Source organism: Arthrobacter sp. NyZ413 (assembly GCF_049390645.1).
Lineage (GTDB): Bacteria > Actinomycetota > Actinomycetes > Actinomycetales > Micrococcaceae > Arthrobacter.
This window is the reverse complement of sequence record NZ_CP155435.1, coordinates 14,551-37,789: the sequence shown is the minus strand read 5'-3', so window position 1 is coordinate 37,789 and position 23,239 is coordinate 14,551. Positions and strand designations below refer to the sequence as shown.

At 66.9% G+C, this 23,239-nt stretch carries 32 protein-coding genes; 15 read left to right on the top strand and 17 right to left on the bottom strand.

The genetic code is table 11. The features are described from left to right. Positions 1 to 2 precede the first annotated feature (2 nt). The 9 genes from ABCW42_RS20960 to ABCW42_RS20920 form a co-directional block, all read right to left on the bottom strand. A complete protein-coding gene (locus ABCW42_RS20960; RefSeq protein WP_423185101.1) occupies positions 3 to 290 on the bottom strand; it encodes a ParB family protein in 288 nt (95 codons plus the stop codon). Then, positions 283 to 735, bottom strand: coding sequence for a hypothetical protein (locus ABCW42_RS20955; RefSeq protein ID WP_423185100.1), 453 nt, complete (start codon positions 733 to 735; stop codon positions 283 to 285). Before ABCW42_RS20955 ends, ABCW42_RS20960 begins: the two co-directional genes overlap by 8 nt. 118 nt (positions 736 to 853) lie before the next feature. Beyond that, positions 854 to 1,102, bottom strand: a complete 249-nt coding sequence (locus ABCW42_RS20950; protein WP_423185099.1) for a hypothetical protein — start codon at positions 1,100 to 1,102, stop codon at positions 854 to 856. A gap of 138 nt (positions 1,103 to 1,240) precedes the next feature. Beyond that, a complete protein-coding gene (locus ABCW42_RS20945; protein ID WP_423185098.1) occupies positions 1,241 to 1,510 on the bottom strand; it encodes a hypothetical protein in 270 nt (89 codons plus the stop codon). Between the two features lie 88 nt (positions 1,511 to 1,598). Then, entirely contained in the window at positions 1,599 to 2,411 is an 813-nt protein-coding gene (gene ssb, locus ABCW42_RS20940) for a single-stranded DNA-binding protein (protein ID WP_423185097.1), read from the bottom strand. Then, the gene (locus tag ABCW42_RS20935) at positions 2,408 to 2,668 is read right to left on the bottom strand and encodes a glutaredoxin family protein (RefSeq protein WP_423185096.1); all 261 of its coding nucleotides are present in this window, start codon (positions 2,666 to 2,668) and stop codon (positions 2,408 to 2,410) included. The genes ssb and ABCW42_RS20935 overlap by 4 nt, the downstream gene beginning before the upstream one ends. 548 nt (positions 2,669 to 3,216) lie before the next feature. After that, positions 3,217 to 4,206, bottom strand: coding sequence for a DNA-binding protein WhiA (whiA, locus tag ABCW42_RS20930; protein ID WP_423185095.1), 990 nt, complete (start codon positions 4,204 to 4,206; stop codon positions 3,217 to 3,219). A gap of 171 nt (positions 4,207 to 4,377) precedes the next feature. Further along, positions 4,378 to 4,596: a hypothetical protein gene (locus ABCW42_RS20925; protein ID WP_423185094.1), complete on the bottom strand. Its 219-nt coding sequence runs from the start codon at positions 4,594 to 4,596 to the stop codon at positions 4,378 to 4,380. A 55-nt stretch (positions 4,597 to 4,651) separates the two neighbouring features. Beyond that, positions 4,652 to 5,161, bottom strand: a complete 510-nt coding sequence (locus ABCW42_RS20920) for an ester cyclase (RefSeq protein WP_423185093.1) — start codon at positions 5,159 to 5,161, stop codon at positions 4,652 to 4,654. Positions 5,162 to 5,975: 814 nt separating this feature from the next. On the opposite strand from ABCW42_RS20920, the gene ABCW42_RS20915 reads away from it, so the two are divergent. The 3 genes from ABCW42_RS20915 to ABCW42_RS20905 all read left to right on the top strand — a co-directional run bounded on the left by ABCW42_RS20915 (position 5,976) and on the right by ABCW42_RS20905 (position 9,346). After that, complete coding sequence (locus ABCW42_RS20915) at positions 5,976 to 7,553, top strand: PTS fructose transporter subunit IIC (RefSeq protein WP_423185092.1); 1,578 nt, start codon at positions 5,976 to 5,978, stop codon at positions 7,551 to 7,553. A gap of 22 nt (positions 7,554 to 7,575) precedes the next feature. After that, positions 7,576 to 8,394 (top strand): shikimate 5-dehydrogenase, encoded by an 819-nt coding sequence (locus ABCW42_RS20910; protein ID WP_423185091.1) that lies wholly within the window; start codon positions 7,576 to 7,578, stop codon positions 8,392 to 8,394. 190 nt (positions 8,395 to 8,584) lie between these two features. After that, positions 8,585 to 9,346, top strand: coding sequence for a DeoR/GlpR family DNA-binding transcription regulator (locus tag ABCW42_RS20905; protein ID WP_423185090.1), 762 nt, complete (start codon positions 8,585 to 8,587; stop codon positions 9,344 to 9,346). A gap of 323 nt (positions 9,347 to 9,669) precedes the next feature. On the opposite strand, the gene ABCW42_RS20900 is transcribed toward ABCW42_RS20905, so the two are convergent. From ABCW42_RS20900 to dprA, 3 genes are all read right to left on the bottom strand, one after another. Beyond that, the gene (locus ABCW42_RS20900) at positions 9,670 to 9,819 is read right to left on the bottom strand and encodes a hypothetical protein (RefSeq protein WP_423185089.1); all 150 of its coding nucleotides are present in this window, start codon (positions 9,817 to 9,819) and stop codon (positions 9,670 to 9,672) included. A 182-nt stretch (positions 9,820 to 10,001) separates the two neighbouring features. Continuing rightward, positions 10,002 to 11,027, bottom strand: a complete 1,026-nt coding sequence (locus ABCW42_RS20895; RefSeq protein WP_423185088.1) for a DUF4192 domain-containing protein — start codon at positions 11,025 to 11,027, stop codon at positions 10,002 to 10,004. A 620-nt stretch (positions 11,028 to 11,647) separates the two neighbouring features. Then, on the bottom strand, positions 11,648 to 12,556 hold the full coding sequence (gene dprA / locus ABCW42_RS20890) for a DNA-processing protein DprA (protein WP_423185087.1): 909 nt from the start codon (positions 12,554 to 12,556) through the stop codon (positions 11,648 to 11,650). Positions 12,557 to 12,994: 438 nt separating this feature from the next. Here dprA and ABCW42_RS20885 point away from each other — a divergent pair, with 438 nt between their 5' ends. Further along, positions 12,995 to 13,228, top strand: a complete 234-nt coding sequence (locus tag ABCW42_RS20885) for a hypothetical protein (RefSeq protein ID WP_423185086.1) — start codon at positions 12,995 to 12,997, stop codon at positions 13,226 to 13,228. 183 nt (positions 13,229 to 13,411) lie between these two features. Here ABCW42_RS20885 and ABCW42_RS20880 read toward each other — a convergent pair whose 3' ends face one another. Further along, positions 13,412 to 14,140, bottom strand: coding sequence for a GAF and ANTAR domain-containing protein (locus tag ABCW42_RS20880; protein ID WP_423185085.1), 729 nt, complete (start codon positions 14,138 to 14,140; stop codon positions 13,412 to 13,414). Positions 14,141 to 14,312: 172 nt separating this feature from the next. Between ABCW42_RS20880 and ABCW42_RS20875 the strand changes: the two genes are divergently transcribed. After that, positions 14,313 to 14,522 (top strand): hypothetical protein, encoded by a 210-nt coding sequence (locus ABCW42_RS20875; RefSeq protein ID WP_423185084.1) that lies wholly within the window; start codon positions 14,313 to 14,315, stop codon positions 14,520 to 14,522. A 374-nt stretch (positions 14,523 to 14,896) separates the two neighbouring features. On the opposite strand, the gene ABCW42_RS20870 is transcribed toward ABCW42_RS20875, so the two are convergent. Continuing rightward, positions 14,897 to 15,595: a TetR/AcrR family transcriptional regulator C-terminal domain-containing protein gene (locus ABCW42_RS20870; RefSeq protein WP_423185083.1), complete on the bottom strand. Its 699-nt coding sequence runs from the start codon at positions 15,593 to 15,595 to the stop codon at positions 14,897 to 14,899. 314 nt (positions 15,596 to 15,909) lie between these two features. Between ABCW42_RS20870 and ABCW42_RS20865 the strand changes: the two genes are divergently transcribed. Further along, entirely contained in the window at positions 15,910 to 16,167 is a 258-nt protein-coding gene (locus tag ABCW42_RS20865) for a hypothetical protein (RefSeq protein WP_423185082.1), read from the top strand. 480 nt (positions 16,168 to 16,647) lie between these two features. On the opposite strand, the gene ABCW42_RS20860 is transcribed toward ABCW42_RS20865, so the two are convergent. Further along, a complete protein-coding gene (locus tag ABCW42_RS20860) occupies positions 16,648 to 16,968 on the bottom strand; it encodes a MerR family transcriptional regulator (protein WP_423185160.1) in 321 nt (106 codons plus the stop codon). 131 nt (positions 16,969 to 17,099) lie between these two features. Between ABCW42_RS20860 and ABCW42_RS20855 the strand changes: the two genes are divergently transcribed. The 4 genes from ABCW42_RS20855 (at position 17,100) to ABCW42_RS20840 (ending at position 19,078) form a co-directional block, all read left to right on the top strand. Then, positions 17,100 to 17,525 carry an Hsp20/alpha crystallin family protein gene (locus tag ABCW42_RS20855; protein WP_423183389.1) on the top strand — a complete coding sequence of 142 codons (426 nt, stop codon included), beginning with the start codon at positions 17,100 to 17,102 and terminating at the stop codon, positions 17,523 to 17,525. Positions 17,526 to 17,732: 207 nt separating this feature from the next. Next, on the top strand, positions 17,733 to 18,248 hold the full coding sequence (locus ABCW42_RS20850; protein WP_423185081.1) for a J domain-containing protein: 516 nt from the start codon (positions 17,733 to 17,735) through the stop codon (positions 18,246 to 18,248). A gap of 35 nt (positions 18,249 to 18,283) precedes the next feature. Beyond that, positions 18,284 to 18,658: a hypothetical protein gene (locus ABCW42_RS20845; RefSeq protein ID WP_133206100.1), complete on the top strand. Its 375-nt coding sequence runs from the start codon at positions 18,284 to 18,286 to the stop codon at positions 18,656 to 18,658. A 144-nt stretch (positions 18,659 to 18,802) separates the two neighbouring features. After that, on the top strand, positions 18,803 to 19,078 hold the full coding sequence (locus ABCW42_RS20840) for a hypothetical protein (RefSeq protein WP_423185080.1): 276 nt from the start codon (positions 18,803 to 18,805) through the stop codon (positions 19,076 to 19,078). A 755-nt stretch (positions 19,079 to 19,833) separates the two neighbouring features. Here the strand turns inward: ABCW42_RS20840 and ABCW42_RS20835 are convergent. Beyond that, positions 19,834 to 20,238 (bottom strand): DUF302 domain-containing protein, encoded by a 405-nt coding sequence (locus tag ABCW42_RS20835; protein ID WP_423185079.1) that lies wholly within the window; start codon positions 20,236 to 20,238, stop codon positions 19,834 to 19,836. A gap of 33 nt (positions 20,239 to 20,271) precedes the next feature. After that, positions 20,272 to 20,529 (bottom strand): metal-sensitive transcriptional regulator, encoded by a 258-nt coding sequence (locus tag ABCW42_RS20830; protein ID WP_076701482.1) that lies wholly within the window; start codon positions 20,527 to 20,529, stop codon positions 20,272 to 20,274. Between the two features lie 116 nt (positions 20,530 to 20,645). On the opposite strand from ABCW42_RS20830, the gene ABCW42_RS20825 reads away from it, so the two are divergent. From ABCW42_RS20825 to trxA, 5 genes are read left to right on the top strand one after another with little or no spacing between them, the layout of a single operon-like run. Next, positions 20,646 to 21,269, top strand: a complete 624-nt coding sequence (locus ABCW42_RS20825; RefSeq protein WP_423185078.1) for a rhodanese-like domain-containing protein — start codon at positions 20,646 to 20,648, stop codon at positions 21,267 to 21,269. Further along, positions 21,266 to 22,024 (top strand): sulfite exporter TauE/SafE family protein, encoded by a 759-nt coding sequence (locus ABCW42_RS20820; protein ID WP_423185077.1) that lies wholly within the window; start codon positions 21,266 to 21,268, stop codon positions 22,022 to 22,024. Before ABCW42_RS20825 ends, ABCW42_RS20820 begins: the two co-directional genes overlap by 4 nt. Positions 22,025 to 22,046: 22 nt before the next feature. Further along, a complete protein-coding gene (locus ABCW42_RS20815; RefSeq protein WP_423185076.1) occupies positions 22,047 to 22,388 on the top strand; it encodes a rhodanese-like domain-containing protein in 342 nt (113 codons plus the stop codon). A 50-nt stretch (positions 22,389 to 22,438) separates the two neighbouring features. Continuing rightward, positions 22,439 to 22,735: a rhodanese-like domain-containing protein gene (locus ABCW42_RS20810; protein WP_076797778.1), complete on the top strand. Its 297-nt coding sequence runs from the start codon at positions 22,439 to 22,441 to the stop codon at positions 22,733 to 22,735. A gap of 52 nt (positions 22,736 to 22,787) precedes the next feature. Further along, complete coding sequence (gene trxA / locus ABCW42_RS20805; RefSeq protein WP_076797777.1) at positions 22,788 to 23,150, top strand: thioredoxin; 363 nt, start codon at positions 22,788 to 22,790, stop codon at positions 23,148 to 23,150. Positions 23,151 to 23,239: the final 89 nt, after the last annotated feature.

Genomic DNA, 23,239 nt, shown 5'->3' with positions numbered 1-23,239 from the left:
CGTCAGTGGTGCCGGTCTTCGCGGGCTGCGGTTTCGGCGCGGGTTCTACGGCCTCGGCGCAGGATCCCGGGGCCGATGCCTTCCCAGGGGTCGCCGTGGTTGTGTTTGCGTTGCAGGCGTTTGAGTTCGCGCAAGGTGGCGGCTTCGATGAGGTCGGTGATGGAGGCGTAGCCTTCGAGCCGGCCGACGGCGTTCACGGCGGCGCGGATCTGGTTCATGTCCTCTTCGGTGAAGTACGGGGTGGCCGTCTTGTCCTTGGCCACCGCCTTGGGGAGCCTCCTGTCAGCCATGGCTGCCGGGGCTCTCCCGGGGCCAGGGGTGCAGGCTATCGGCGTATCCGCGGCCGAGGACGAAGGTCCCGTTGCCGCTGAAGTGGCCGTCGGTGTGTTCGTGGCTGCCCCCGGCATGGGCCAGGGCAGCGAGGACAAGGTCCAGGACGTCCCGGTCAAGCCCGGGGATCACATCGCCCAGGACGATCGGGACATCCTCGGCGATCGACGCGGCAATGGCCAGGAGACGGCGTTCGCCCCCGGACAATGGCCCGGTGTGTTCGGGGATGGCTTCGAAGTCGATCCACGCGGTCTTCGGGTGGTCACCGTCGGTGCTGTCGACATGGACCCACGGGTTTCCGGGGGCGGCGAAGCGGCCGCCAAAGGCCCTAAGGAGCAGTTCGGTCGCGGCTTCGATGGTGTAGGAGCCTTTGGCCCAGGCACGAAACGCGTCTGCGTCAGTCATGTCAGTCAGTCCTGTTCTCGAAAGGTAACGCCTGCACTCCCCCAAAGGGCAGCCTACCGGCCACCTTCACCCGCTCACCGGTCTGCGGGGGTGTCAGGCCGGGTGGCGGACGGCGCCCTCAGCCCTTCCCGGGTTCGCGGGTGTCCATCGGGCCGGCGTGCCCGGGCGTGGATGTCTCAGTGCTGAGTTTCTGTATGAGCGCGGTGAGCCGGCGTTCTTTCCGTATCGACCAGAGGATGTACCCGGCGACGGCAACGAAGAACAGGACAAGGATCACCCAGAACAGCGGTGCCCCCGCGACCATCCAGTCCGCAAAGCCCGGGGGCCGGGACGTCTCGGCCGCGGAAATAGCCATGAGCTGTCTCATCGTGTGGTCTTCTTCCTCCGGGCGGGGTGCTTCGTGTTGGATGAAACGCTACGGCCAAGGGGCGTCAAGCTAAAGACCCCGCGGGCAGCCCCGGCACTGTTCGCCGGGGCTGCCCGCCGATAACCAGGAGCCGGGATCCTAGGGCTCGAGTTCGTCGCGCCGGTCGGAGAGCTGCTGGTGGTAGATCTCCCGCAGCGCGGCGGTGTTGTTGAGCAGGTAGCTGTCCTCGCCGTCTTCGTCGCCCGGCATCTCGGAACAGGCCTCGTAGAACCGGGCTTCCGGGCCGGATACAGGGTCATTCAGGCGGGCGAGGCTGTAGGCGATGGAACGCAGCTCCGGGTCGGTGTGCAGGGGTGCGGGGATGTAGTTGTTCTCGAGGATCGCGGTGATGGTGCTGTCCTGGATCATGATGGTTTCCTTTCCGGCTGCGGTTTGGTTGTTGACGATGCTGGAAGGGCGGGCCGGCGTCCTGGCCGACCCCGCCCGGTACGGTGGCTCAGAACGAAGGCTCGGCCGGTTCGGTGGCCCAGGCGGCGGGGTTGGCGTCTTTCCCGAACCACGGGTCGTCCTCGGCGTACCCGTCGGCGTTGACTGCCGGTGAATTCCCGGTGCCGGCAATGCCCCGTACGGCGGGAGCTGCAGGCGCCTGGGCGTCGGGGCGGGTGCGGACCGCCCCGGATGGGGCCGTGGTATGGGTGGACGTGCGGTGGATCGGCCCGAACTTGAGGGAGACGCCGATCTCCTCGATCTCGAGTTCCACCACGGTGCGCTTCTCCCCCGTCCTGGTCTCGTAGCTGCGGGGCTTCAGGACACCGGTGGCTACGACACGGGAGCCCTTGGACAGGGTGGCTACGGCGTGTTCGGCCAGGTCGCGCCACGCGGTGGCACGCAGGAAAAGGGTCTCCCCGTCCTTCCATTCGTTCGCCTGGGCATCGTAGGTGCGGGGTGTGGAGGCGATGGTGAAGTTCACCACCGGGGTTGTTCCGGACCCCCGAGTGACCTGGCGGAGTTCGGGGTCGGCGGTGAGGTTGCCGGTGACCGTGATGGTGGTTTCGCCTGACATGGTGACTGCCTTTCCGGTGCTGCGCTGCGGTGCGTGGGCGGTGTTGGTGGCGGGGGTTTCGGTGTCGTACCAGGGCGCGACCGGGTCGGGCAGCACCACGTACGGATCAATCACGGGCGGGTTGACGGTGGCGGAGGGGTTGGCTTCGCGGCCGAAGGTCTCGAGGTCTGCCATGGTGCGGGGGCTGAGTCCTTCACGCCGGGGCGGCAGGCCGGGATCGCGGCGCGGCGGCTGGGCGTTGTTCATGCTGCCGCTGCGGTTTCGATGGCGATGACCTGGGCGATCTTGCCCGGGTTCAGCCCGGACCAGCAGTCCTCGGACCCTTCCCGCTCATAGAGCACCACCGGGGCTTGCGCGAAACCCAGGTCCTCGACAAACTCGAGCGCTGCCGGGTTGGTGGTGAGATCGACTTCGCGGAAGGCGATGCCGGCGTCGGTGAATTTCTGCTTGGTCTTCGTGCAGGCGAAGCATCCGGCGGGTTTGGTGTAAATGGTGAGAGTCATGTTCAGTACCTGGTTTCGTATCACGTCAGTAAGGGTTCGTCTGGCTAACTCTGTACTTCAATTCTAGCGCTATTCAACTGAATTATCCAGTGTTTTGGCCCGATTTCCAGAGGTTTTGGGAAATATTTTTCACGGAGAAGATGTGTGTGGCGGAGGTGGTGCTACGGGAATGGGAAAACGGTGCTTCCGGGTCCATGCAGGCCCGATAACGGCTGTTTGAAATAACAGGAAATAGCTCGTGGTGGGTTTTGGATAATGAACGGAAAGTAGCCCGGCGTGACTCCCCCGGTGCCTTGAAACCCTCGTGGCAGTCGTGGTTCCTGTGCCCCGGAACTGTTGGTCCCATCAGGAGTTCCGTGTGGTCCCGGCTGAAAGAACCCTCATCACGCGCCGTGGCGGGCCGGGTGGTCTGGGGTGTGGATGCTTGTCGTGTCCGACGAGGCCTGGGCCTTGGTTGTCGTGGTCGTGAGGGTGCTGCCGGGGCCTGCGGGCCCCGGCAGCACCCTCATGTGGGCCCATGGTCGGGAAAGACCACCAAACATCGGTGGTTAGCGGCCGTGTTCGGGGTGGTTCTGCGGGGTTCGGCTTTCGTTGGCCGGGGCGTTCTGGTGGGTGGTGTGTTTGTCTGCTGTTTTCAGGAGGCGGCGGATGCGTCCGGCGATGGTGTCTTTGCTCTGGGGCGGGTCGGCGAGGCGGCCGAGTTCTTCGAGGCTGGCTTCGGGGTGGGCGATGCGGAGCTGCCCGGCTTGTTTGAGGTTGTCCGGGACGTTGTCGCCGAGGGTGTGGAGGGCTTGTTGGACGCGGGCGACGGCTTGCCGGGCGGCTTCGGCGCTCCGGCGCTGGTTGGAGGTCTCGAAGTTGGCCGCCCCGGGGGCCGCAGTGGTTTTTGTGTCCTTGTGCCGGGACAGGGCCTGCCATAACGCCCGGGTCGTGGGGGCGCCCATGCGGGCGAGCATGTCGGCGGTGGCGTTCTCGTCACGGATCACGACGCGGATGATGCCGTGGATGTCGCGGGTGGTGGTGTCGATGCCCAGGCGCCGTGCGGCACCTTGCAGGGCAAGGGCGGCTTCGGGGCTGGGGCAGGTGATGCCCAGGCCGGAGGCCCGGCCGGTTTCGGTGAGTGAGCCTTGGGCCAGGAACGCTCCGGCCCAGACGGCTTCGGCGTCGGCGAGGGTGCCGTTCACGACGGCGGGCGGCAGTCCGCGGACGGGGTTCCCGCGTGCGTCAAGCAACCCGATCTGGCGTGCCAGTGTCTGGCTGTCGTGTCCGATGCGGACAAGGTAGCGGCCACCGGGCCGGGAGTGTCCGCCCGGGACGGGGTGGATCTGGCTCGGGCGCCGGTACAGTGCGGCGATCGCTGCGGCCAGGTGTTGGGCCGTGGAGAGAAGGTCGAACTCGGCCTGGATCACGAGCCGGCCGGACACGGTGTGCAGGCCGCCGGCGAACCGCAGCAACGCCGCGGTTTCGGCTTTGCGGGCCGCGACGGTTCTGGTCTGCAGGCCGGAGAGTTCTTCCTTGAGCGATGCTGTCAGTGCCACCGCTCGATCCTAACCACTACCGCCAACCCGGGGCGGGTTCCGGCAGGGGAAGCGCCCGGTTCCAGCAAGACAGTTCCTCTCTGGTGTGCTGTGGACATCAACGCCGGCGGTTAAGGACCGGACATGCCGGCCCTGGACTGCTCCTTCGGCACAAAGGAAGTCTTTGCGGGTTCAGCGCAGCTGAACGATGGTGACCAGCCCGGCCGTCCGGGATAGGTGGTGGGGTTGCGGGTCCGGGTCGGGCTTGGGAGGGCGGTCAGCCGCTGGTGAGCAGGCACGGTGGTTCGCCCGGGGGCGGCGGCCCTCGGGCGCCAGGTCATCCGGGGGCGAATACGTGAGCACCAACTGCTTGTCGGCCCGGTCGCGGGCGGCCGGAGGCATCGCGGTCATATGGCATGGAGGTGTTGCGCCGGGTTGGATTCCGGGCAATCAGATGGGTGTGGGATCAGGCGGCAGGGCCCGGTGTCCGGTTTCGGCGGCCCCTCAGTCGCTGGATCATCGAGATGATTTTCGGCGGTCCGGGCTGCTTGACCACGCCCAGCTGGAGCATCGCCGTGAGGTCGTCGCGAGTTGCCCAATGTTCGGCCAGTTTGCCGTCCTCCACCCTGAACCAGTGTGATTGACGTGCCGACATCCTCTTGCCCGTGGCGGGGCCGCGTCCGTTGAGTCGGCCAAGATTCGTGCCTTCGGACAGCACAAGGGCGGCGACGGTATCGCCGTCGGCGGCTATCGCCTCGACCGTCATGGTCATGTCCGGGAACTGCGTGAGCAGCCACCGCACCGTTTCGCGCATTGCCTCGGGGCCGACAACGGCGCCCGGTTCGCTCGTGCCAAAGGGCGCTTTGGCGTGCTCCACGTATGAGTCGGCCATGATTTCGTCGCAGACCTCCAGCTGCCTCCGGTTCCAGATTTCCTGGAAATGGCGGCGCACAAGTTCTTTGTTGGCTTCGCTCATCGGCGGCCCTCCGTCCCAAGCCAAAGCATACTCCCGCAGGATTACCCAGAGGACAGTCCGCCAGGAAGCCTTCGGCGAGGAGGCCAGACGCTTGTAGGTGATCGTTCCCGGATGGAAGGTTCAAGGAGGACCTCACCCCCTGCAGAGTCAGGGAAGGGCAGAGTTAAAGAAGGCACTTTCCTGCCCCGGAAAGCCGGGGTTTCAGCGATGAAGGAAAAGACAGGCCGTCGCCGGAAGAGGCTGCATCCGAGCTCGGCGGGATCAGCGACCGGCAACAGGCTGGCGGCTGCGAACGCTGCGAAAAGGCCGGATTGGCTATGGTGAGCGACGGCCGGGGGTCCGAGGACCCCCACCGGCTCGTTCTTGACTCCGCGCACCATGCCTGTCCAGAGAACCGGGGCCTGTCCCATGTCCGGGATTTCCGTTTGCGATCGGCACGTCTGGCGGCAAAACGCCTCCGCCTCCCCGTGGCTTAACTGCGCCAGTGTCGGGTGCATGGTTCACTGAGGCACTGGCCGGCCATCCCCGCATCACCCCAAAAACGGACCGGACCGCCCGCTACGGACATGCAAAATATCTGTTTGTGTCTGTTTTGGTGTTGTTTTGGCGGAATTTCATTGCTTAACAAATGTATGTGGTGATAAAAAAAGACGAACACAGATCTGGGCGGGGCCGGGGTGGTCCCGTCGCCACCAAGGCGGGGCCAAGGACGGTCCGCCGACAGCCAGGACGGAGCCGTCTTGTACACACCGGAACAGCACAGCATTTGCAGGCAGGCCGCATCGGCCCTCGTCGACCGGGAGGTGGTTTTCTCGTGAAGTTCGTCGCCGTGACCTCCTGTCCTACCGGGATCGCCCACACCTACATGGCCGCCGAGGCCCTTGAGCAGGCCGCCGAGGCCGCCGGGCACACGGTGAGCGTCGAGACGCAAGGCTCGATCGGCACTGCCGCCCTGGACCCGCAGCTCATCGCCGACGCCGACGCCGTGATCTTCGCCGCGGATCTCGAGGTCAAAGACAAGGCCCGCTTCGCCGGGAAACCGCTCGTTGACGTCGGCGTCAAGGCCGCAGTGCACGACCCGCGCGCCGTCCTCGCCCAGGCCGTGGCCGCCGTCGGGTCGGGCGCGCCGGCAACGGCCGTGGCGGGCGGCGGCCGTGGAACCGGCCCGGTCGCGGCCCCGGGGACCGCGGGCGCCCACCGCCGGCAACGCCAGGGTGCCGGCGGCCGGATCCGCCAGTACCTGATGACGGGTGTGTCGCACATGATCCCGTTTGTCGCCGCGGGCGGCATCCTCATCGCGGTCGGGTTCCTCCTGGCGACCGTGGCGTGGTCGGCCAACGGTCCGGTCGCGGTCACCAAGGTCGTGGACGGCAGCAATGCCACGGCGTTTGTCGACTGGATCTCGCACGGGTTCAGCTGGGAGTCCCTGCAGTCCTGGGCCGTCCTGTTGTTCTGGGTCGGCAAGTGGTCCTTCGCGTTCCTCGTCCCGGCGCTCTCGGCCTATATCGCGTATGCGATCGCCGACCGGCCAGGCATCGCCCCCGGGTTCGTGGGCGGGTTCGCGGCCGGGCTCGTCGGCGCCGGGTTCCTCGGCGGCATTGTCAGCGGATTCCTTGGCGGCTTCATCGCCCTGTGGGCGAGCCGCTGGAAGGTCCCCAAGGGAGTCCGGGGCGTCATGCCGGTCGTCGTGATCCCCCTGGTCTCCGTCACCGTCGTCGGCATCGCGACAGCGTTGATCATCGGCCCGCCGATGAAATGGATCAACGATTCCCTCACCTCCGGGCTGAACTCGCTGCAGGGCGGTTCCCTGATCGTCCTCGGGGCGATCCTGGGCCTCATGCAGTGCTTCGACCTCGGCGGGCCGGTCAACAAGGTCGCCTACGTATTTGCCACGACCGGCCTGGCCAACGCCGCAACAGCCTCCGACTCGCCCGCGATGATCATGGCCGCGGTCATGGCGGCAGGGATGGTCCCTCCGCTGGCGATCGCCCTGGCAACGCTCATCAGGCCCGGAATCTGGACCGAGCAGGAGCGCGAGGCCGGCAAGTCCTGCTGGCTCCTGGGGGCCTCATTCATCTCCGAGGGCGCGATCCCGTTCGCGGCCGCGGACCCGCTGCGCATGATCCCGTCCTTCATGGCCGGCGGCGCCCTCAGCGGCGGGCTCGTCATGATGTTCGGAGCCGGGCAGCTCGCCCCGCACGGCGGCATCTGGGTCCTGCCCCTGATCGGGCAACCCCTTCTCTTCCTCGCAGCGCTCGTCGCGGGCTTCGTGCTCTCGGCCGTGCTCGTCATCGCCGCGAAGACGCCCGGGCGGGGACGGCCGGATGCCAAGGCCGAGGCTGCAGTCTCCGCTGAAGCGTCCGCCGCGTCTTCGGCTCCCGCAACGCTCTGACCCGACAGGAAACCCAGCACCGATGAACTCCATCGACCGCGACACCGTGATGTGTCTCTCGCTCGCCGCCCGCCCGGGCAACCACGGCAACAAATTCCACAACTTCCTCCACGACGAGCTCGGCCTGAACTACGTGTACAAATCATTCACCTCATCGGACATCGGCGCGACCATCGGCGGCATCCGGTCGCTCGGGATCCGCGGGGCCGGCGTCTCGATGCCGTACAAGGAATCGTGCATGCCGTTCCTGGACACCATCGATCCCTCGGCCGCCGCGATCGACTCGGTCAACACGATCGTGAACGAGGACGGCGTGCTCACCGGGTACAACACCGACTACCTGGCGGTGCGTGCCATGCTCGCCGAACACCGTGTGCCCTCCGGTGCCGACTTCGCGCTCCTCGGGGCCGGCGGAATGGGCAAGGCCGTGCTGGCCGCCCTGGTCGATTCCGGGTTCACCAACGGCGTCGTGGTCTCGCCCCGCAACCTCGGGCGCGGCGAACGGCTCGCAGCCCGATATGGGGTGTCCGCGGTGCCCGAGCTCGGCGGCCGGCGTCCCCGGCTCCTGATCAACGCCACGCCCGTAGGCATGGCAGGGGGTCCTGAAGCGGACCAGCTCGCGTTCAACCGCGAAATCGTCGAAGCCGCGGACACCGTGCTCGATGTCGTGTACCTGCCCCCGGACACACCGCTCGTCAAGCTCGCCCGTGAGCTCGGCAGGCAGGTCCTCAGCGGCGACGAGGTGATGATGCGCCAAGCCAAGGAACAGTTCACGATGTACACCGGTGTGGTGCCCACTGCGGGGCAGATCGAGCGCGCCGAGGCGTTCGCGGCGTCCTGACCGGCGGAGGGAGACCCGGGTCGGCCTGTGCGGGCAGGTCCGGGTCTCCCCGGTCCTGCCCGGGTGCTTGTACCTCGCACCGAATGCACGATGCTGTTCCCTGCCCGTTTGGACAACGAACAGAAATGGGCATAGAAACGGACATGAACCAACCGGCGAACCGCCAGCGTCGGGGACGACTGGAGAGAACATGTACGCACAGGAACGGCACCAGGCGATCGTCGATCGCGCGCGCGCCGACGGACGCGTTGACGTGACGACGCTCGCGAACGAACTCGACGTCACACCCGAGACGGTCCGTCGGGACCTGACCCAGTTGGAGCGGCGCGGACTGCTGCGCCGCGTGCACGGGGGCGCGATCCCGCTCGAGCGCCTGGGCTTCGAACCGGGTGTGGACACGCGCCAAGGGCTGCTCTCGGCCGAGAAGGAAGCCATCGCACGCTCGGCGCTGGCTGAACTGCCCGATGGCGGGGCGATCATCCTTGACGCCGGCACGACCACCTACCGCCTCGCGGAAATCCTTCCGGCCGACCGGGAACTGGGCGTGGTAACGCATTCGCTGCCCATCGCCACGCTGCTCGCCGGTCGCCCCAACATCACCCTCCACCTTGTGGGAGGCACGATCCGCGGCACCACGCTGGCCGCCGTCGGGGCATGGGCAGAGCGCTCACTCGCTGACGTCCGCGCCGACGTCGCGTTTCTCGGCGCCAACGGACTCACCGTCGAGGACGGCCTCACCACCCCGGACATGGCCGAGGCCGTGGTCAAACGGGCACTGGTCCAGGCAGGCAAACGAGTAGTTGTTCTGGCGGACCACACCAAAATCGGCCGCACCGGCCTCGGACTCGTCGCCCCCATCACCTCCATCGACACCCTCATCACCGATACCGGCCTGAACTCCGCGCTGGCCGAGGAACTCGAGACCGCGGGGGTGCACGTGGTGCGCGCCTGATCCCCCACCACAGCCGCCAACCTGACCGACACAGGGCCAGAATTCTTTCCGGGCCGGCAAAATGGAGGGACCTCCCGGCCTCAAGCCGGTGGGGACCGCAATCCTTGGTGATCGGATCGGCTGAATACTGGCTGACGGATACGGGCATTTTGCACCGACCTCCCCATCCAGCTGGCCCGGCCTTTGTCCTGACCGCCCTTCGTCCGGCGTTCCGGGCCCGTCAGGGTCGCCGTTAACTGGCTGAGGCCGGCCCCCGCGGGGCCGGCCTCTGTTTATTCCCTCAGCAAAAGGAAACCATGTGGTGCAGCGTCGTAGCTGCGGGGTCAGTAGTCCAGTGGTGGTTTTTCCCAGGAGAGGTCCACGACTGAGGAACCCTGGTCCATGGTGAGCATGGACAGTTCGATCACGTCCTGGGCGTGGGTGGCGCCGGCGGGTGCGGCGTCGTCGTCCGTGAGGATGAAGTTGTGGCCCATGGCGCTCCCCGGGGTGAGTGGTGGGTCGTTGCCTTTCCACTGTAGCCCGGCGGCGGGTGCTTGGACGTTGTTGCGGGTGCTGCGCCCGCGTCAGCGTTGATCGGCGGCCGGAGGAGCGCAGCGGGGGAGGCCGCCGCCGCGCCGGGGGCCGGACCTTGAACGGTTCCGGCCCCCGGTTTCTTTTAGCGGTGCTTCTTGTAGGAGGTGTGTTCGTCCTGGGCGACCGGGGCGATGGTTCCCCGGCTGACGAGCTGATCCATCAATTCGGCGAGCCGGTAGCCGGGCGTGTCTTCGATGGCTGCGGTGAAGTGGTCGGCCGCGACCGAGGACTGGCCTTTGAGGTAGGCCAGCCAGCCAATCAAGGTGAGCAACGGTGCGCGGTAGCCTTCGGGGGCGGCGTCGATCAGAACCCGTGCCATGTCCTGCGCCCTGTCCACACGGTTCCAGTCCGGGACGATTCCCTGCCCGATCAGCAGGTCCCCGCTGTCCTGGGCATCGGGCCGGTCCGGGTCGATCACGTTGCAGAACAACACGTCGCGAAGGTCAGGGCGCTGGAAGCACGCCAGCAGCTGCACCGTCGTTTCCCCGTCGGCGACGCCGGTCCCGGCGAGGGCCGCCGCCCACAACGCCCGTCCGGTGCCCAGCTCGGAGGCGAGGACCCCGGGCAGGGCTTCACGGATACGCTCCGCGGTGTCCGCCGGGCCGGTGAAGGGGGCGTAGCTGGTGCCGGGTTGCTTTTGGTAGCTGCTGCCGCGGAACACCATTTCGGCGTTCAGCTGCCCGTCGGTGATGGATTCCAGCGGCTCGGGGCCGCAGCACCCGGCGTCGGGATCGCACAGCAGGTTCTGCCAGTACCCGGCGGTAACCAGCCACGCGTCTTTCAGCGGGGTTCCCGCGGTTTCCAGCGCACCGATCACGGCCTCGACGTGATCGTGGAAGGGCCGCGGCTGCCCCGGGGACGGGGCGTTGCTGGTGTAGATGGCCAGCAGGACGGCGGTGGCGTGCGTGTCCAGCGCGATGTACTCGACCATGGCCCGGGCGAACCCGTCCGGGTCCACTGTCACGGGGGCATCGACGCGCAGTGTCGCGCCAAGGGCGTTTCCGCGCAGGGTGAGGAACACGAAGGATTCGCGGGGTGCGAATCCGAGGGTGTGCGGGATGAAGCCGAGGATGTCGGCGGGGCTGGAAATGCGGATGGCGTCGTTCATGGTGTGTGTCCTTTGCTGAGGATCCGGTGGGCGGGGCGGCTCAGGTGACCGGCCAGCGTCCCCTCTCCCCCCGACGCTTTTTGGCTGCTGGCGAAGCTTGCGAAGCTGTGGCCGACGGAGGCCCGTCCACCCGAAGGGCAAGGGCGGGAAAGTTTGCGGAGGAAATCAGCGAGGAACGAGCGCCGGAGCAAAGTTTCCCGCCCGCAGGCCCCGACAAAGGAGGGGCTGGACGGGGTGGAGCGGACACGTACAATCCCTTGGGACAGCAGCCAAAAAGACAAGAAAATGCTTGTACAGCCCGAGCGCAGCGAGGCCCGATCCTCGCGTGCGCGGCACGCGCCTGCGGTGCGGGGCGGACCCGCGGCCGGGTCCAGACTGTCGGCCGCGGAGCTTGCGGAGTGGACGCCCGATCCTCTGGGTGAGCTCTGCGAGCCACCCCTTCAGCACCCCGACCCATCCCCCATGTGTGCACCCGCGGCCGGTGGGCCGCGACGCCGCAGTCCCGGCGAGTGTTTCTGCGCGTTGGGCGGTCCGCCGTCGGCGACCGGCAACGATACCCGGCCAGGACGGCGGACCGCCCGGGGTGACCGGCCCCGGACGGGACCGGCCACCCCAGGGTGTTATCCGGCGAGGAGTTCGGTGATGTCGTTCGCGTCCGTGACCAGGACCGCGCCCCCGTCCCTGACCAGCCGGTGGCACCCGGCCGAATTCGCGCTGTGGACGCTTCCCGGGACTGCTGCGACGCGGCGGGCGATGGTCTCGGCCTGCGCGGCGGTGTTCAACGCCCCCGAACGCCAGCGGGCCTCCACCACGCAGGTCACCCCCGCCAGCGCGGCAATGATTCTGTCTCGTTGCAAAAACCGGTACCGGGTGGGTGCGGTGGCCGGTGGCTGTTCGGACACGATCAGACCATGGATGCGCAGAGCTGCGGCGAGGTCGGCGTTCCCGGCCGGGTAATCGCGGTCAAGGCCACCGGCAACGACAGCGATCGTTGCCGGGCCCTCCCCGGCGGAACCGGCGAGGGCGCCACGGTGCGCGTGGGCGTCGATCCCATAGGCGAGCCCTGAGATGATGCAGATCTCCCGCTGGGCCAGCTGGTAGGCGATGTCACCGGTCACTGCTGCCCCGTAGCTGGTGGAGTCACGGGAGCCGGTCAGGGCCACGCATCGTTCCGGGGCGGGGATGCCGTGGGCGATGTTCCCGCGGTACCAGAGCCCGTACGGGGCGTCGGGCAGATCATCCAACCCTGTCGGCCAGTGCTCGTCTCCGGGAATGAGGAACCCGCCGCCCAGTCGTTCGATGGTCGCCAGGTCCTTCTCCGGGTCGACCTCCGGAACCCGCGAAGCCCATCGGCTCAAGGCTTCTGACAGTTCTTCGACCGTGACCTCCGGAATGGCGTGTACGGGTTGCGCGCCGGTCGCAAGCCGCAACGAGGCGTACGCGCCGAGCCTGCCCACGAGGGCACGCCCGACACGGTCGCCGGGTTCGAAGAGACGGGTCAGTGCGGCGCGTGCAATACGGTCGTTCATGGTGTGTGTCCTTTGCTGAGGATCCGGTGGGCGGGGCGGCTCAGGTGACCGGCCAGCGTCCCCTTCCCCCCGACGCTTTTTGGCTGCTGGCGAAGCTTGCGGAGCGGTGGCCGACGGAGGCCCGTCCACCCGAAGGGCAAGGGCGGGAAATTTTGAGGAGGAAATCAGCGAGGAACGAGCGCCGGAGCAAAGTTTCCCGCCCGCAGGCCCCGGAGGAACGATGGGGCTGGACGGGGTGGAGCGGACACGTACAATCCCTTGGGACAGCAGCCAAAAAAGACAAGAAAATGCTTGTACAGTCCGAGCGCAGCGAGGCCCGATCCTCGCGTGCGCGGCGCACCCGGGACCCCGCGGCGGGCAGCGGGGTCGGGGGTGTATGCAAATGTCAGATGCTGTCGCCTCCCGCGGGTCTTCCGCCCGGGGCTTTGGCTTTCTACGATGCCAGGACCGGTGCGGGGGTGGCGGGCCACGAACGGTTGGGGGTGGCTGGTGCGGAGCGTGCGGGACTGGGTTGCAGGACGCACGTGGATCCTGGCCGCTTTCATGGCTCTGCTCTGGATCGGGGTGACGTACGGGATCCAAGCCGCGATCTCGCCAGCCTGGGCCGGATGGCCTTTGCTTTCGGGCGCTTTGATTGGCGGGATTATCTACGGCGACACTGGTTCACGGTGAAGACAGAAGGTCAAACACCGGCAAACCCGCAACCGTTGAACCAGAAGTAGCCCTCCGGACTGGTCAGACACCCGCACACCCGGCCCTGCTGTCGGCCACCGGATCAGGAGCGGCCGTCCGTACGCGCCCCGGCCCGTCCTGGTCCGGAACAGGTCCCGGTCCCGTGCGTGGCATGTTTCGTTTCTAGTCCTCGAAGCGTGTCAGGTTTTCCGGGTCGCCGTTCAGGGCCGCGACGATGTCGCCGGCGACGGCATGCATTTTCTGGTTCCGGTGGCTTGAGGCTGCGGTCAGGATCGCGACGGCTTGCTCGTGGGTGCACCGGTTCTGGGCCATGATGATCCCGCACGCGACGTCGATCACGGACCGGCTGGCCATCGCGGCCTTCAGGTCGGTGTTGGTGTGTTCGACCGCTTCGATCCGGATCGCCAGGCGCAAAGTGCTCCCGGCAACCTCGGCGAACCCTGTCGCGGCGTCGATCACGTCGGGGGTGAACACGCCAGGCCGCGGCCCGAAAAAGTTCAACACCGCTTCGGACGTGGCGCCCAGATCCATCGGCACACCCAACGCCGTCCGGCACCCGGCCTCGGACAGCGCCCGGCTGTACTGCGGCCACCGGGTGTCCGACCCGGCGTCGGCCAGGAGCACCGGGCGGCCGGCATCCAAGGCCTCCAGGCACGGGCCCTGCCCCAGGCCTTGTTCGATGGCGTCCAAAAGGACCGCCTTCTCGCTGCTGCCGGCGACGGTGGCCGTCCGCTTGCGCCGGCGCAGCGTCAAGGCGCAGTCGATCCCTTCGCCCGCTGCCTGCGCCACCGCAGCCGAGGCGAAACCGGTCACCGCATTCAGGATGCCTTTGATGTCGGCGGTGCCGGTCACCAGTTCGTGCAGGTCAAGAATGTGCTCCGCAGGGTCCATGACCACCATCGTAGGACCCGCCCCCGCATTCCCGCACCCCGCTGCAGGGCGCCCCGGGACGGGGGAACTGCGCGGTTGACGCCTTGATCCAAAACCGTGGATCGGCCTACAGTACAAAATAAGGGTGCTTAGTATCTCTTGGAATGGACGTACGGCTGCGGGCACGATACTCATGGATGATCCACGGAAGACAGCGCAGGAATACCTCAAACGGGGCACGGCCACCCTGGACCAGCTTTGGGCCAGGTACTGGGGAAACGGTGGAAGCGCCGGACCTGTCGAATTCGAAGCCTACCTCTACGCCGCGCAGGACCCGCCGGCGCAGGAACTGGAAATCCTCGGCTGGGCCGTCACCGAGATCATCACCGACCTCCCCGGCTGACGCCCGGCCCTGATGAATCCGGCGGGATAGTCCCGCCCAGGCTGCCGCGCATCCGTCAGGCACGACCGGCGGCGGGGACGGTTCGTTGATGGAAACAGGATATGTGTCACGGCCGGCCTGCGGCGGCCCCCGTCTGCCGCCGCGCCCTGACACCGGCCACAACTCGCAGCGTTGACACCCTTGAGCGCTGCCGCTCTTGGCGGATCCGGACAGCGGGCTCGGCGGTGGTGACGCGGGGACAACGGCACTGCACTTGCCGGGCCGTCCCCGTTCGGTGCAACGGCGCCGCCGTCCCGACCACCCTGACCTGCGCAACCGTGCCGCGTGGACCGGGGCCGGCCCCGCGGCACCTGCCGGGGCGCCGGTCCGGGGTTTCAGGTGTAGCTTTTGTCGCGGACGGCGAGTTGCTGGTCGAGTCCGGCCAGCAGGATGTCCAGGCCCTCTTCGAGTTGTTTCTCCCCGTCATAGTCCAGCAGTTCGGGGGCGAGGTGGCGCAGGTGCGGGAAGTCGCGCAGGGGAAGGCGCTGGAGTCCCAGGCGCAGCAAGGCTTCGTTTTCCTCCGGGTCCGCGATCAGTTCCTGCAGTTCGTTCAAAACGTGGCCGTAGAGGAAACCGTAAAACGCCCGGGAGATGTGCAAGGCATCGGCCGGGAGGAACCCGGCACGGATCAGGATCCCCAGGATCTGTTCCAGCGGGCGCAGGGTCCCGGGCGGGCGCAGTCCCAGCGGTGTGGACAACGAGCCGGTCACCAGCAACGGCACGGCGTTCGGGTGGCGCAGGCACACCCGGCGCAGCGCATGGGCGATCCGGCGCAACTGCCCGTGCCAATGCAAGTCATCCGGGAACGTCTCCAACTCGTCCAGGACGAGTTCGGCGACCCCGTCCAGCAACTCCTTGCGCCCGGACGCGTGCCGGTACACGACCATCGGATCACGGCCGAGCACCTGCCCGAGCCGGCGCATGGTCAACGCGTCCACCCCGTCGGCATCCACCAGCTCCAAAGCCGCATCCAGCACCATCCGGCGGCTCAGCCGTCCGGCACTCTCCCGCGCCGGCGTTGTTGCACGTTCCATGACCATCTCCTGCCGTCCCGTGGTCCCCCGGGAACCCGAAACCCCTTGCGTAGCCCAAGCAACCCCTTGCATTGCCCGAACCATAGGCCTACAGTGTAGACAAAGAAAAAATCCTACGGCTCCTACCTACAGTGTAGTACCAGGGGGAGCCCGGTCCTAGCCTTCACGCGGACCTTTACAGGCTCCCGCATCACGGCCGGTGCCGCCATCCGGGCACCATTCATTCCCGGCCGCCGTACCCCGCCACGGTGTCGGCTGCCTTGTCCGGCCACCCGGGCCGGCAGCAGCAGTACCCACCCAGAAAGACCCCCGTCATGGCCGACACGCACTTTGGCCGCTTCCTCTCCGAAGCCACCATCCCGGACCTGGACCCCGAGCACTGCCTCGCCGAAGAGGAACTCTTCGGCCTTTACCTGAGCTGGTGCCGCATCACCAGCTGCACCCCGGCCACCGAAACCGGCTTCCGGGCAGGCATGAAACACCACGGCATCCGCCCCCCGGTCCCGGGCCTGTGGAGGGCCGGACCAGCAGCCACGGACTACATCCTCAACACCTACCCGGCCCTGCCCTGAACACCGCGGACTACCGTGGGCACACAAACCGGCCCAGGGCACCGGCTCCCAGTGCTCCCGACTGCCGAAGACTCCGGCGGGCGGGGCGGCTTCGGCGACCGGCCCCCTCCCTTCTCCCCCGGTTTTTGGCTGCTGGCAAAGCATCGCGTAGCTGTGGGCGACGGAGTCCCGTTACACCGCCCGCAAGAGCACCGGCGGGAAAGTTTGCGCATTAAACAAGCAAAGCGCCGGAGTTCAAAGGTTTCCCGCCAACAGGCTCCGACGAATCAGGTAGGGCTGGACGGGGTGGAGCGGCCACGTACGATCCCGGAGGACAGCAACAAAAAAGACAAGAAACGCTTGTGCAGCCCGGGCGCAGCGAGGCCCCGCGGGCCTGCCCCGACGGGTGCATCCGGAGCCCTGCGGTCAGGGCAGGGCCTTTAATCCCCGGGGCCTCGGTTCGACCCACCCGTGTGCGCACCGGCCAAGGTCAAAGTCACATCATTTCCTGAGCGGGGACGTTGCGGTGTCCCGTGCGGCGTTCGCTGACCTGAGCTCCCCCTCGAGGCGCCGGTTGTCGGCCTCCAGGACCAGGACAATCCGGATGCCGGCCAGGTTCAGCCCCAGGTCCAGCAGCTCACCGATCCGACGCAAGGTCACGAGATCATCCTCGCTGTACTGACGGGTCCCACCCAAGGTCCTGCCCGGTTCCAGCAAACCCTTGCGCTCATAGAGCCGGAGGTTCTGCTGCCCCATGCCCACCAGCTCGGCGGCGACCGAAATCGCATACACACCCCTCCCGGGGTCCCCGGCCTGGCCCATCGGAACCTCCAATTCCACGAAAACCACTCTTGCAGTCATACATACCCGGTGCTATAAAAAATATACATCAGCCGATATAGATCGGCTGGTTTTACAAGGAAAATACTGCGATCTGCAAGGAGTGACAGACCATGCTGATGCGAACGGACCCGTTCCGCGAATTCGACCGACTGGCCCAGCAGGTACTCGGCACGACCGCCAGGCCGGCGGCAATGCCCATGGATGCCTGGCAGGAAGGCGAGGACTTCGTGGTCGCCTTCGACCTTCCCGGAGTCACCGCCGACTCGGTGGACATCGACGTCGAACGCAATGTGCTGACCGTCAAAGCCGAACGCCCGGACCCCACCGGCGAAGACACGGAACTGATCGCCTCCGAACGGCCCCGCGGCGTCTTCAGCCGCCAGCTCATCCTCGGCGACGCACTTGATACCGACGGCGTCAAAGCAAGCTACGAAGCCGGAGTCCTGACCCTGCGGATCCCCGTGGCCGAGAAAGCCAAACCGCGCCGCATCGAAATCGAAACCGCCGGGACACAGCGCCAGGAGATCAGCGCCTGACCGCGGGCGCAGCCACCCCGACCGGGAGCACCGGCACCGCAACGCCGCATCCCGTCCAAAGGGCGATAGGGTTCGCAGACACCTCACAGCCCGGGACGCTGATGAACGCGTGTGGCCCCCGAGGGTGGCTCCGGCAACGATGGTCCCCGGCTGAACTAACCGGGGACCATCCCCGTCCCCCTGCTTGAATACCCCTACGGCCGACCGATGAAAAACAACGACCCGGATCCTTACGACATCCTGCACCTCGCCCCGACCGCCACCGCACGCGAGGTCGCCCGCGCGTACCGCGCACTCATGCGCGGTGCGCACCCCGACACCCGACCGGCCCGCGAACACCACGCCGGCCCCGGCCCGACTGCCCCGACGTCGCACGAAGAACCGAAGATGCAGGACGAACTGCAGGAGCTCCGGGACATCATGACCGCCTACGCCATCCTCGGGAACCCGGAAAAACGCTCAGCCTACGACCGGGAACACCCACGGTCCACGGCCAACCCGAAGCCGCAGCGGCCGGACAGCGCCGCTGTGCCCCCGGACAGTACCGCTGTGCGGCCGCACGGCGTGACCGTGCGGACACCAGGGGCGTTGCTTCCCGCCGCGTCGCTGCTGATCGGACCGGTCACCTGGAAGCCTCCCGGCGGACGGTCCCCGGACATGCCGGCCCGGCCAGGTCCGTTTCCCCCAGGCGGCTATACCCTGATCCTGCGGATCAGGCCCTGAAAGCCGAAGACTGCGCAATCACAAAGGACACCCCCATGAGCGCCTGGCGCCCCTACGACAACCAATTGATACCCGCCTTCTATGAACGCTTCGAAAAGCGGTGGGGCAAAGGAACAGCCCCGTTCCTGGATCCCGAAACCCACGAACAACCCATGCCCCGGGCCCAATGGATCAACCCGGACACCGGTGCCGCGGTCGCGGTCGTGCCCATCTGGACCGAGGACCCCCAACACCGCTCCTTCGGGGTGTTCTACCTGCCCCCGGCCGGTGACATTTGGATCCTGCGCCCCGGGTACACCAACTACATCGAAACCGACCCCAGGAACACCGAGCAAACCACCCTGCGCAACGACGCCTTCAGGAAAGCCGTCGCACATGCCAAGGAATTCATCTACGGAACCCAGCCCTGAAAATCGCGTCCCGGACCAGACAGACCACCCCGCAGGCCCGGCAGCACCCGCCCCTTCGGATCCGCCACGGATCCGACCCCGCTTCCGCCGTTCGGGCCCGAAACGCAATACCCGGACCCCATGGCCAATCACCCGGAGCACCCGATGACCGATCCACAAATCAACCAGTTCCTCCAGGACTGCATCATCCACGATGACGCATCCGATACAGGGATCAACCCAGACGCGTTCTACGGACTCTACGTCAGCTGGTGCGCGCTGAACCTAAAAGTCCCTCTCCCCGACCCCGCCTTCCGAACTGCCCTGCGCCTCGCGGGCCTTCGCATGGAAAAGAACGGGAAGAACAAAAACGGCGCCTTCCACGGCCTGCGCATGACAGGACCGGCAGCGGTGGACTACATCCTCAACAGCAATCCCTAAAACACGACCAACCAGGTCCGACGCCGCGCACCATCGCCCCGGCAGAAACACTACGGCCCGGGTGCACGTCCCGGCACCGATAGCCCGGCAAACACAGTGGCACCGCTGGCTTCAGGACCGCTGGCACTCCTCGAGCCGCTACGTGGCTCGTGGTGATTCGTTCACCGAAAGCGTCAGGTGGCCGGGGCCTATCCCGGCGCGGCCACAGCCGCCGCGGCAGCGGCAGCGGCGTTGACATGGCCGACGACAGCAGAGCTGTGCGCGGCTCCGTCGCGGAGCATGCCCAGAGGGCACTCAGCCGGCGCCGTGCCAGGGACAGCATGGCCGGGATGCGGGTTTTGCCTTCGAGTCGTCTGCGGTCGTAGCAGGTCCAGCATGGCAGGCCGCCAGCGACCGACGGCTCGGGCAAGCTCTGGAGCGACTCCCCTAGGAATACCAAAGCCGCACACGACAACCCCCTTGACAGAAGCACGGCATTGGCCAAATCGGGGACCGACTCGTGCCGTCCGGTCTCCTGCACCTGGTCCCGCAGAGCGCAAACTGTTCACGCAGCGGCAGCCGCAGACGCCGGGTCCTTGGATCACCACTTCGATGGTCGCTCCGGGTTGAGCGATTTTCGCGCATTGGCTGCGCTGTGCAGGATGCCGGCAAAGTGCCTGGCTCAAGCGGACCGGCTGCGTGGGTGGGCAGGCCTGGACCGGTCCTTCTTGCCGCGCCCGGGTGCCCTCGGTGGCGGACATTCCGTTTTCCGTCGGTCACTCAAAGGCGGCGAGGGCTTTGCGCAGCCTGGTGGCGGCGTCACCGGCGACCTCTTTGATGGCCGGCGCAGCGCTGAGCTTGACCATGGTCTGGGGGTCAATGGCTTCCACTGTGGTCGTTTTTTCGCTCCTGTTCCGGCGCACCGCCACGTTGCATGGCAGCAGTGCACCGATTTCCGGTTCGGCTGCGAGGGCGCGGCTGGCCAGGGCCGGGTTGCAGGCGCCGAGTATGACATAGTCTCCTACAGCGTCGGCCGCTTCAGCTCCGAGCTTGGCCTCGAAGGTGGAGCGGACGTTGATTTCCGTGAGTATTCCGAAACCCTGGGCTGCCAGTGCGTCCCGGGTGCGGTCCAGGGTTTCGGCCCATGCAAGGTCGACGGTGGTAGTGAGTGTGTACGTCATGGTTCTCCTGGGGCTGCCCGACGGCTGGTTTGGTTAGGCGAGGGAGAGGAAGAGCTTCTCCAGGTCTTTCTTGTCCATCGTTTCGTCCTTTTGGACGATGCACTGCTCGAGGCCCGTGGCGATGATGGCGAACCCGGCCCGGTCCAGCGCCTTCGATACGGCGGCCAGCTGGGTGACGACGTCCTTGCAGTCCCTGCCTTCTTCCAGCATGCGGGTGACAGCGGACAGCTGACCCTGGGCCCGCTTGAGGCGGTTGATGACAGGGGTGAGTTCAGAAGGATTGAGTTCCATGGGTTTCTCCAAAGATCGGGGCTGCATCCATTCTATACCCCCTAGGGTGTTTTGACTACCCCTGGGGGTATCTGTAATACTCGGTGGGGTATTCAGATTGTGTCGAAAGGACCTCCGTGACTTCCCCTTCCTCTTCAGCCGGCCCCGCCGTCGCCGCCTTGGCTCCGGAAACCCTCGAAGCGTGGTTCCGTGAGCATCAGGACCTGGTGGTGCTTGATGTGCGGTCCGCGGCCGAGTTCGAATCGATGCACATCCGCGGCTCCTACAACGTGCCGCTGCCGCTTTTGTCCGAGCACACTGACGAGCTCGCCGCCCGCCTGGGCTCCCGCGTGGTCCTGGTCTGCCAGTCCGGCGTGCGCGCCGAGCAGGCCCGCCAGCGCCTTGCCAAGTCCGGTATCGACACCGCCTACGTACTGACCGGCGGCGCACCCGGTTTCGCTGCCGCCGGCGGGGACGTCGTCAGGGGCAAAAACCGCTGGGACCTTGAGCGGCAGGTCCGCCTTGTGGCCGGGTCCCTCGTGGTCCTGGGCCTGGCAGGCGGCAAGTTCGTCTCTCCGAAGATCCGGACGCTTGCCGGGGTCATCGGGACCGGCCTGACGTTCTCGGCCGCGACCAACACCTGCGCCATGGGCAAGGCCCTCTCTGCCATGCCGTGGAACAAGGCCGCCAACGAACCCACCCGCGAAAGCGCCATCCTGCAGCTTCCCGTTCAGGCGGCCCCAGAGGATGCCGCGGCATGATCCCGGCACTGGGTCTGGGGCTGGCCGTCGGCATCGTCCTTGGCGTAGTGGGCGGCGGCGGGTCCATCATCGCCGTTCCAGCCCTGGTCTACGGCGTTGGGATGAGCCCTGCCCAGGCCATTCCCACCTCGCTGCTGGTCGTGGGCATCTCCTCCCTGGCAGCCCTGATCCCCAGGATCCGCGAGGGCCTGAACTGGCCGGTGATCGCCCTGGTGGGAGGTGCCGGCATCCCTGCAGCCTGGGCCGGCGCGGCCGTAGGCAAGCTGCTGGACCCAAACATCCTGATGCTGGCATTCGCGGTGATCATGGTGGCCGCGGGCGTCCGCATGCTCATGAAGACCCGCGAAACCGAGGGATCCTGCAGCACCGGGCCGGGCAGGGCCTTCCGGTCCTGCGCCCCGAAGGCCGTGGGAGTGGGCCTGCTCGTCGGGTTCCTCACCGGACTGCTGGGTGTGGGCGGCGGCTTCCTCATCACCCCCGCACTGACCATCTTCCTGGGCCTGCGCATGAAGCAGGCCGTTGGGACCTCGCTGGCAATCATCGCCATCAACTCCGCAGCCGGGTTCAGCGCCCACGCTGCCGGCTACACCATCGACTGGACCACCACATTGGCATTCGCGGTCCCGGCCATCGCAGGATCGCTCGTTGCCGCCCGGTTTGCCCGTCGCCTCAAGGACAAGCACATCCGCATCTCTTTCGCGGTACTCATCTTCGCCGTCGCGGCGTGGGTCACCGCCGGCACGGTCACCGCCTGACCCATCCATAGAGGAGAACACCATGGGACTGATCGATTCCCTCAAGAAGGCCTTCAGCAAGCCCTACAAGACAATCTCGGTAGCGCAGGCCAAGGACCTCCTGGGCTCCGGGGCCACGCTCATTGACGTCAGGTCAGCCCAGGAATGGCGGACCGGACGGGCGCCTCAGGCCAAGCACGTCCCACTGGACAGGCTGCAGGCCAGCACCGCCGGCATCCAGAAAACCCGTCCGGTGATCGCCGTCTGCGCCTCCGGCGTCCGCTCGGCCTCAGCAGCCCGGCTCCTCGCCGCCAAGGGATACGACGCCTACTCGATGCGCGGCGGCATGGCCGCCTGGCGCCAGACCGGCGAACCCGTCCGCTAGGCAAGCAACACTTCCACACACCAGCCGAACCACTTCGAAGGAGAACCCCCATGGCTGAAATCACCATTACCGAAGCCGACCAACGCCGCTCCACCGCCCGCATCCTGGACGTCCGCGAGGACTTCGAAGTCGCCGAAGGCATGATCCCCGGCGCCCTGCACATCCCCATGGGCCAGCTGCAGGCCCGCTTGGGCGAACTCGACCCGGCCGTGCCCGTCATCGCCGTCTGCCGCAGCGGCAACCGCAGCGCCGCCGTCGCCGACGCCCTCAACGGCGCCGGCTACAAAGCGGACACCATGACCGGCGGCATGACCGCCTGGACCCGCGCCGGACTCCCCACCACCTAGGCACCCCGCCGCAGGGCAACCACCCCACCCGCCCGAAAGGACACGACAGATCATGACAACCATCGACATCACCGACCAATCCTTCGCCCAGACCCTGGAGGACAACAACATCGTCTTCGTTGACTTCTGGGCAGCCTGGTGCGGCCCCTGCCGCATGTTCGCCCCCACCTACGGAGCCGCCGCCGAACGGCACCCGGACATCACCTTCGCCAAGGTCGACACCGAAGCCGAACAGGCCCTGTCCGCCGCAGCGAACATCACCTCCATCCCCACCCTCATGGCCTTCAAGGACAAAAAGCTGGTTTTCTCCCAGCCCGGAGCCCTCAACGCCACCGGTCTCGAAGAGGTCATCCAGGCCGTCAAAAACCTGGACATAGACAAACTCCAGCCTTCCGAAAACCACCAGCAGGCCTAGCGTTCGTACCGTTTGCCCGGCGCACATCCCTCATTGCGATATACCCCCAGGGGTATTACACTTGAATCAATCCCCCAGACACCCACTCC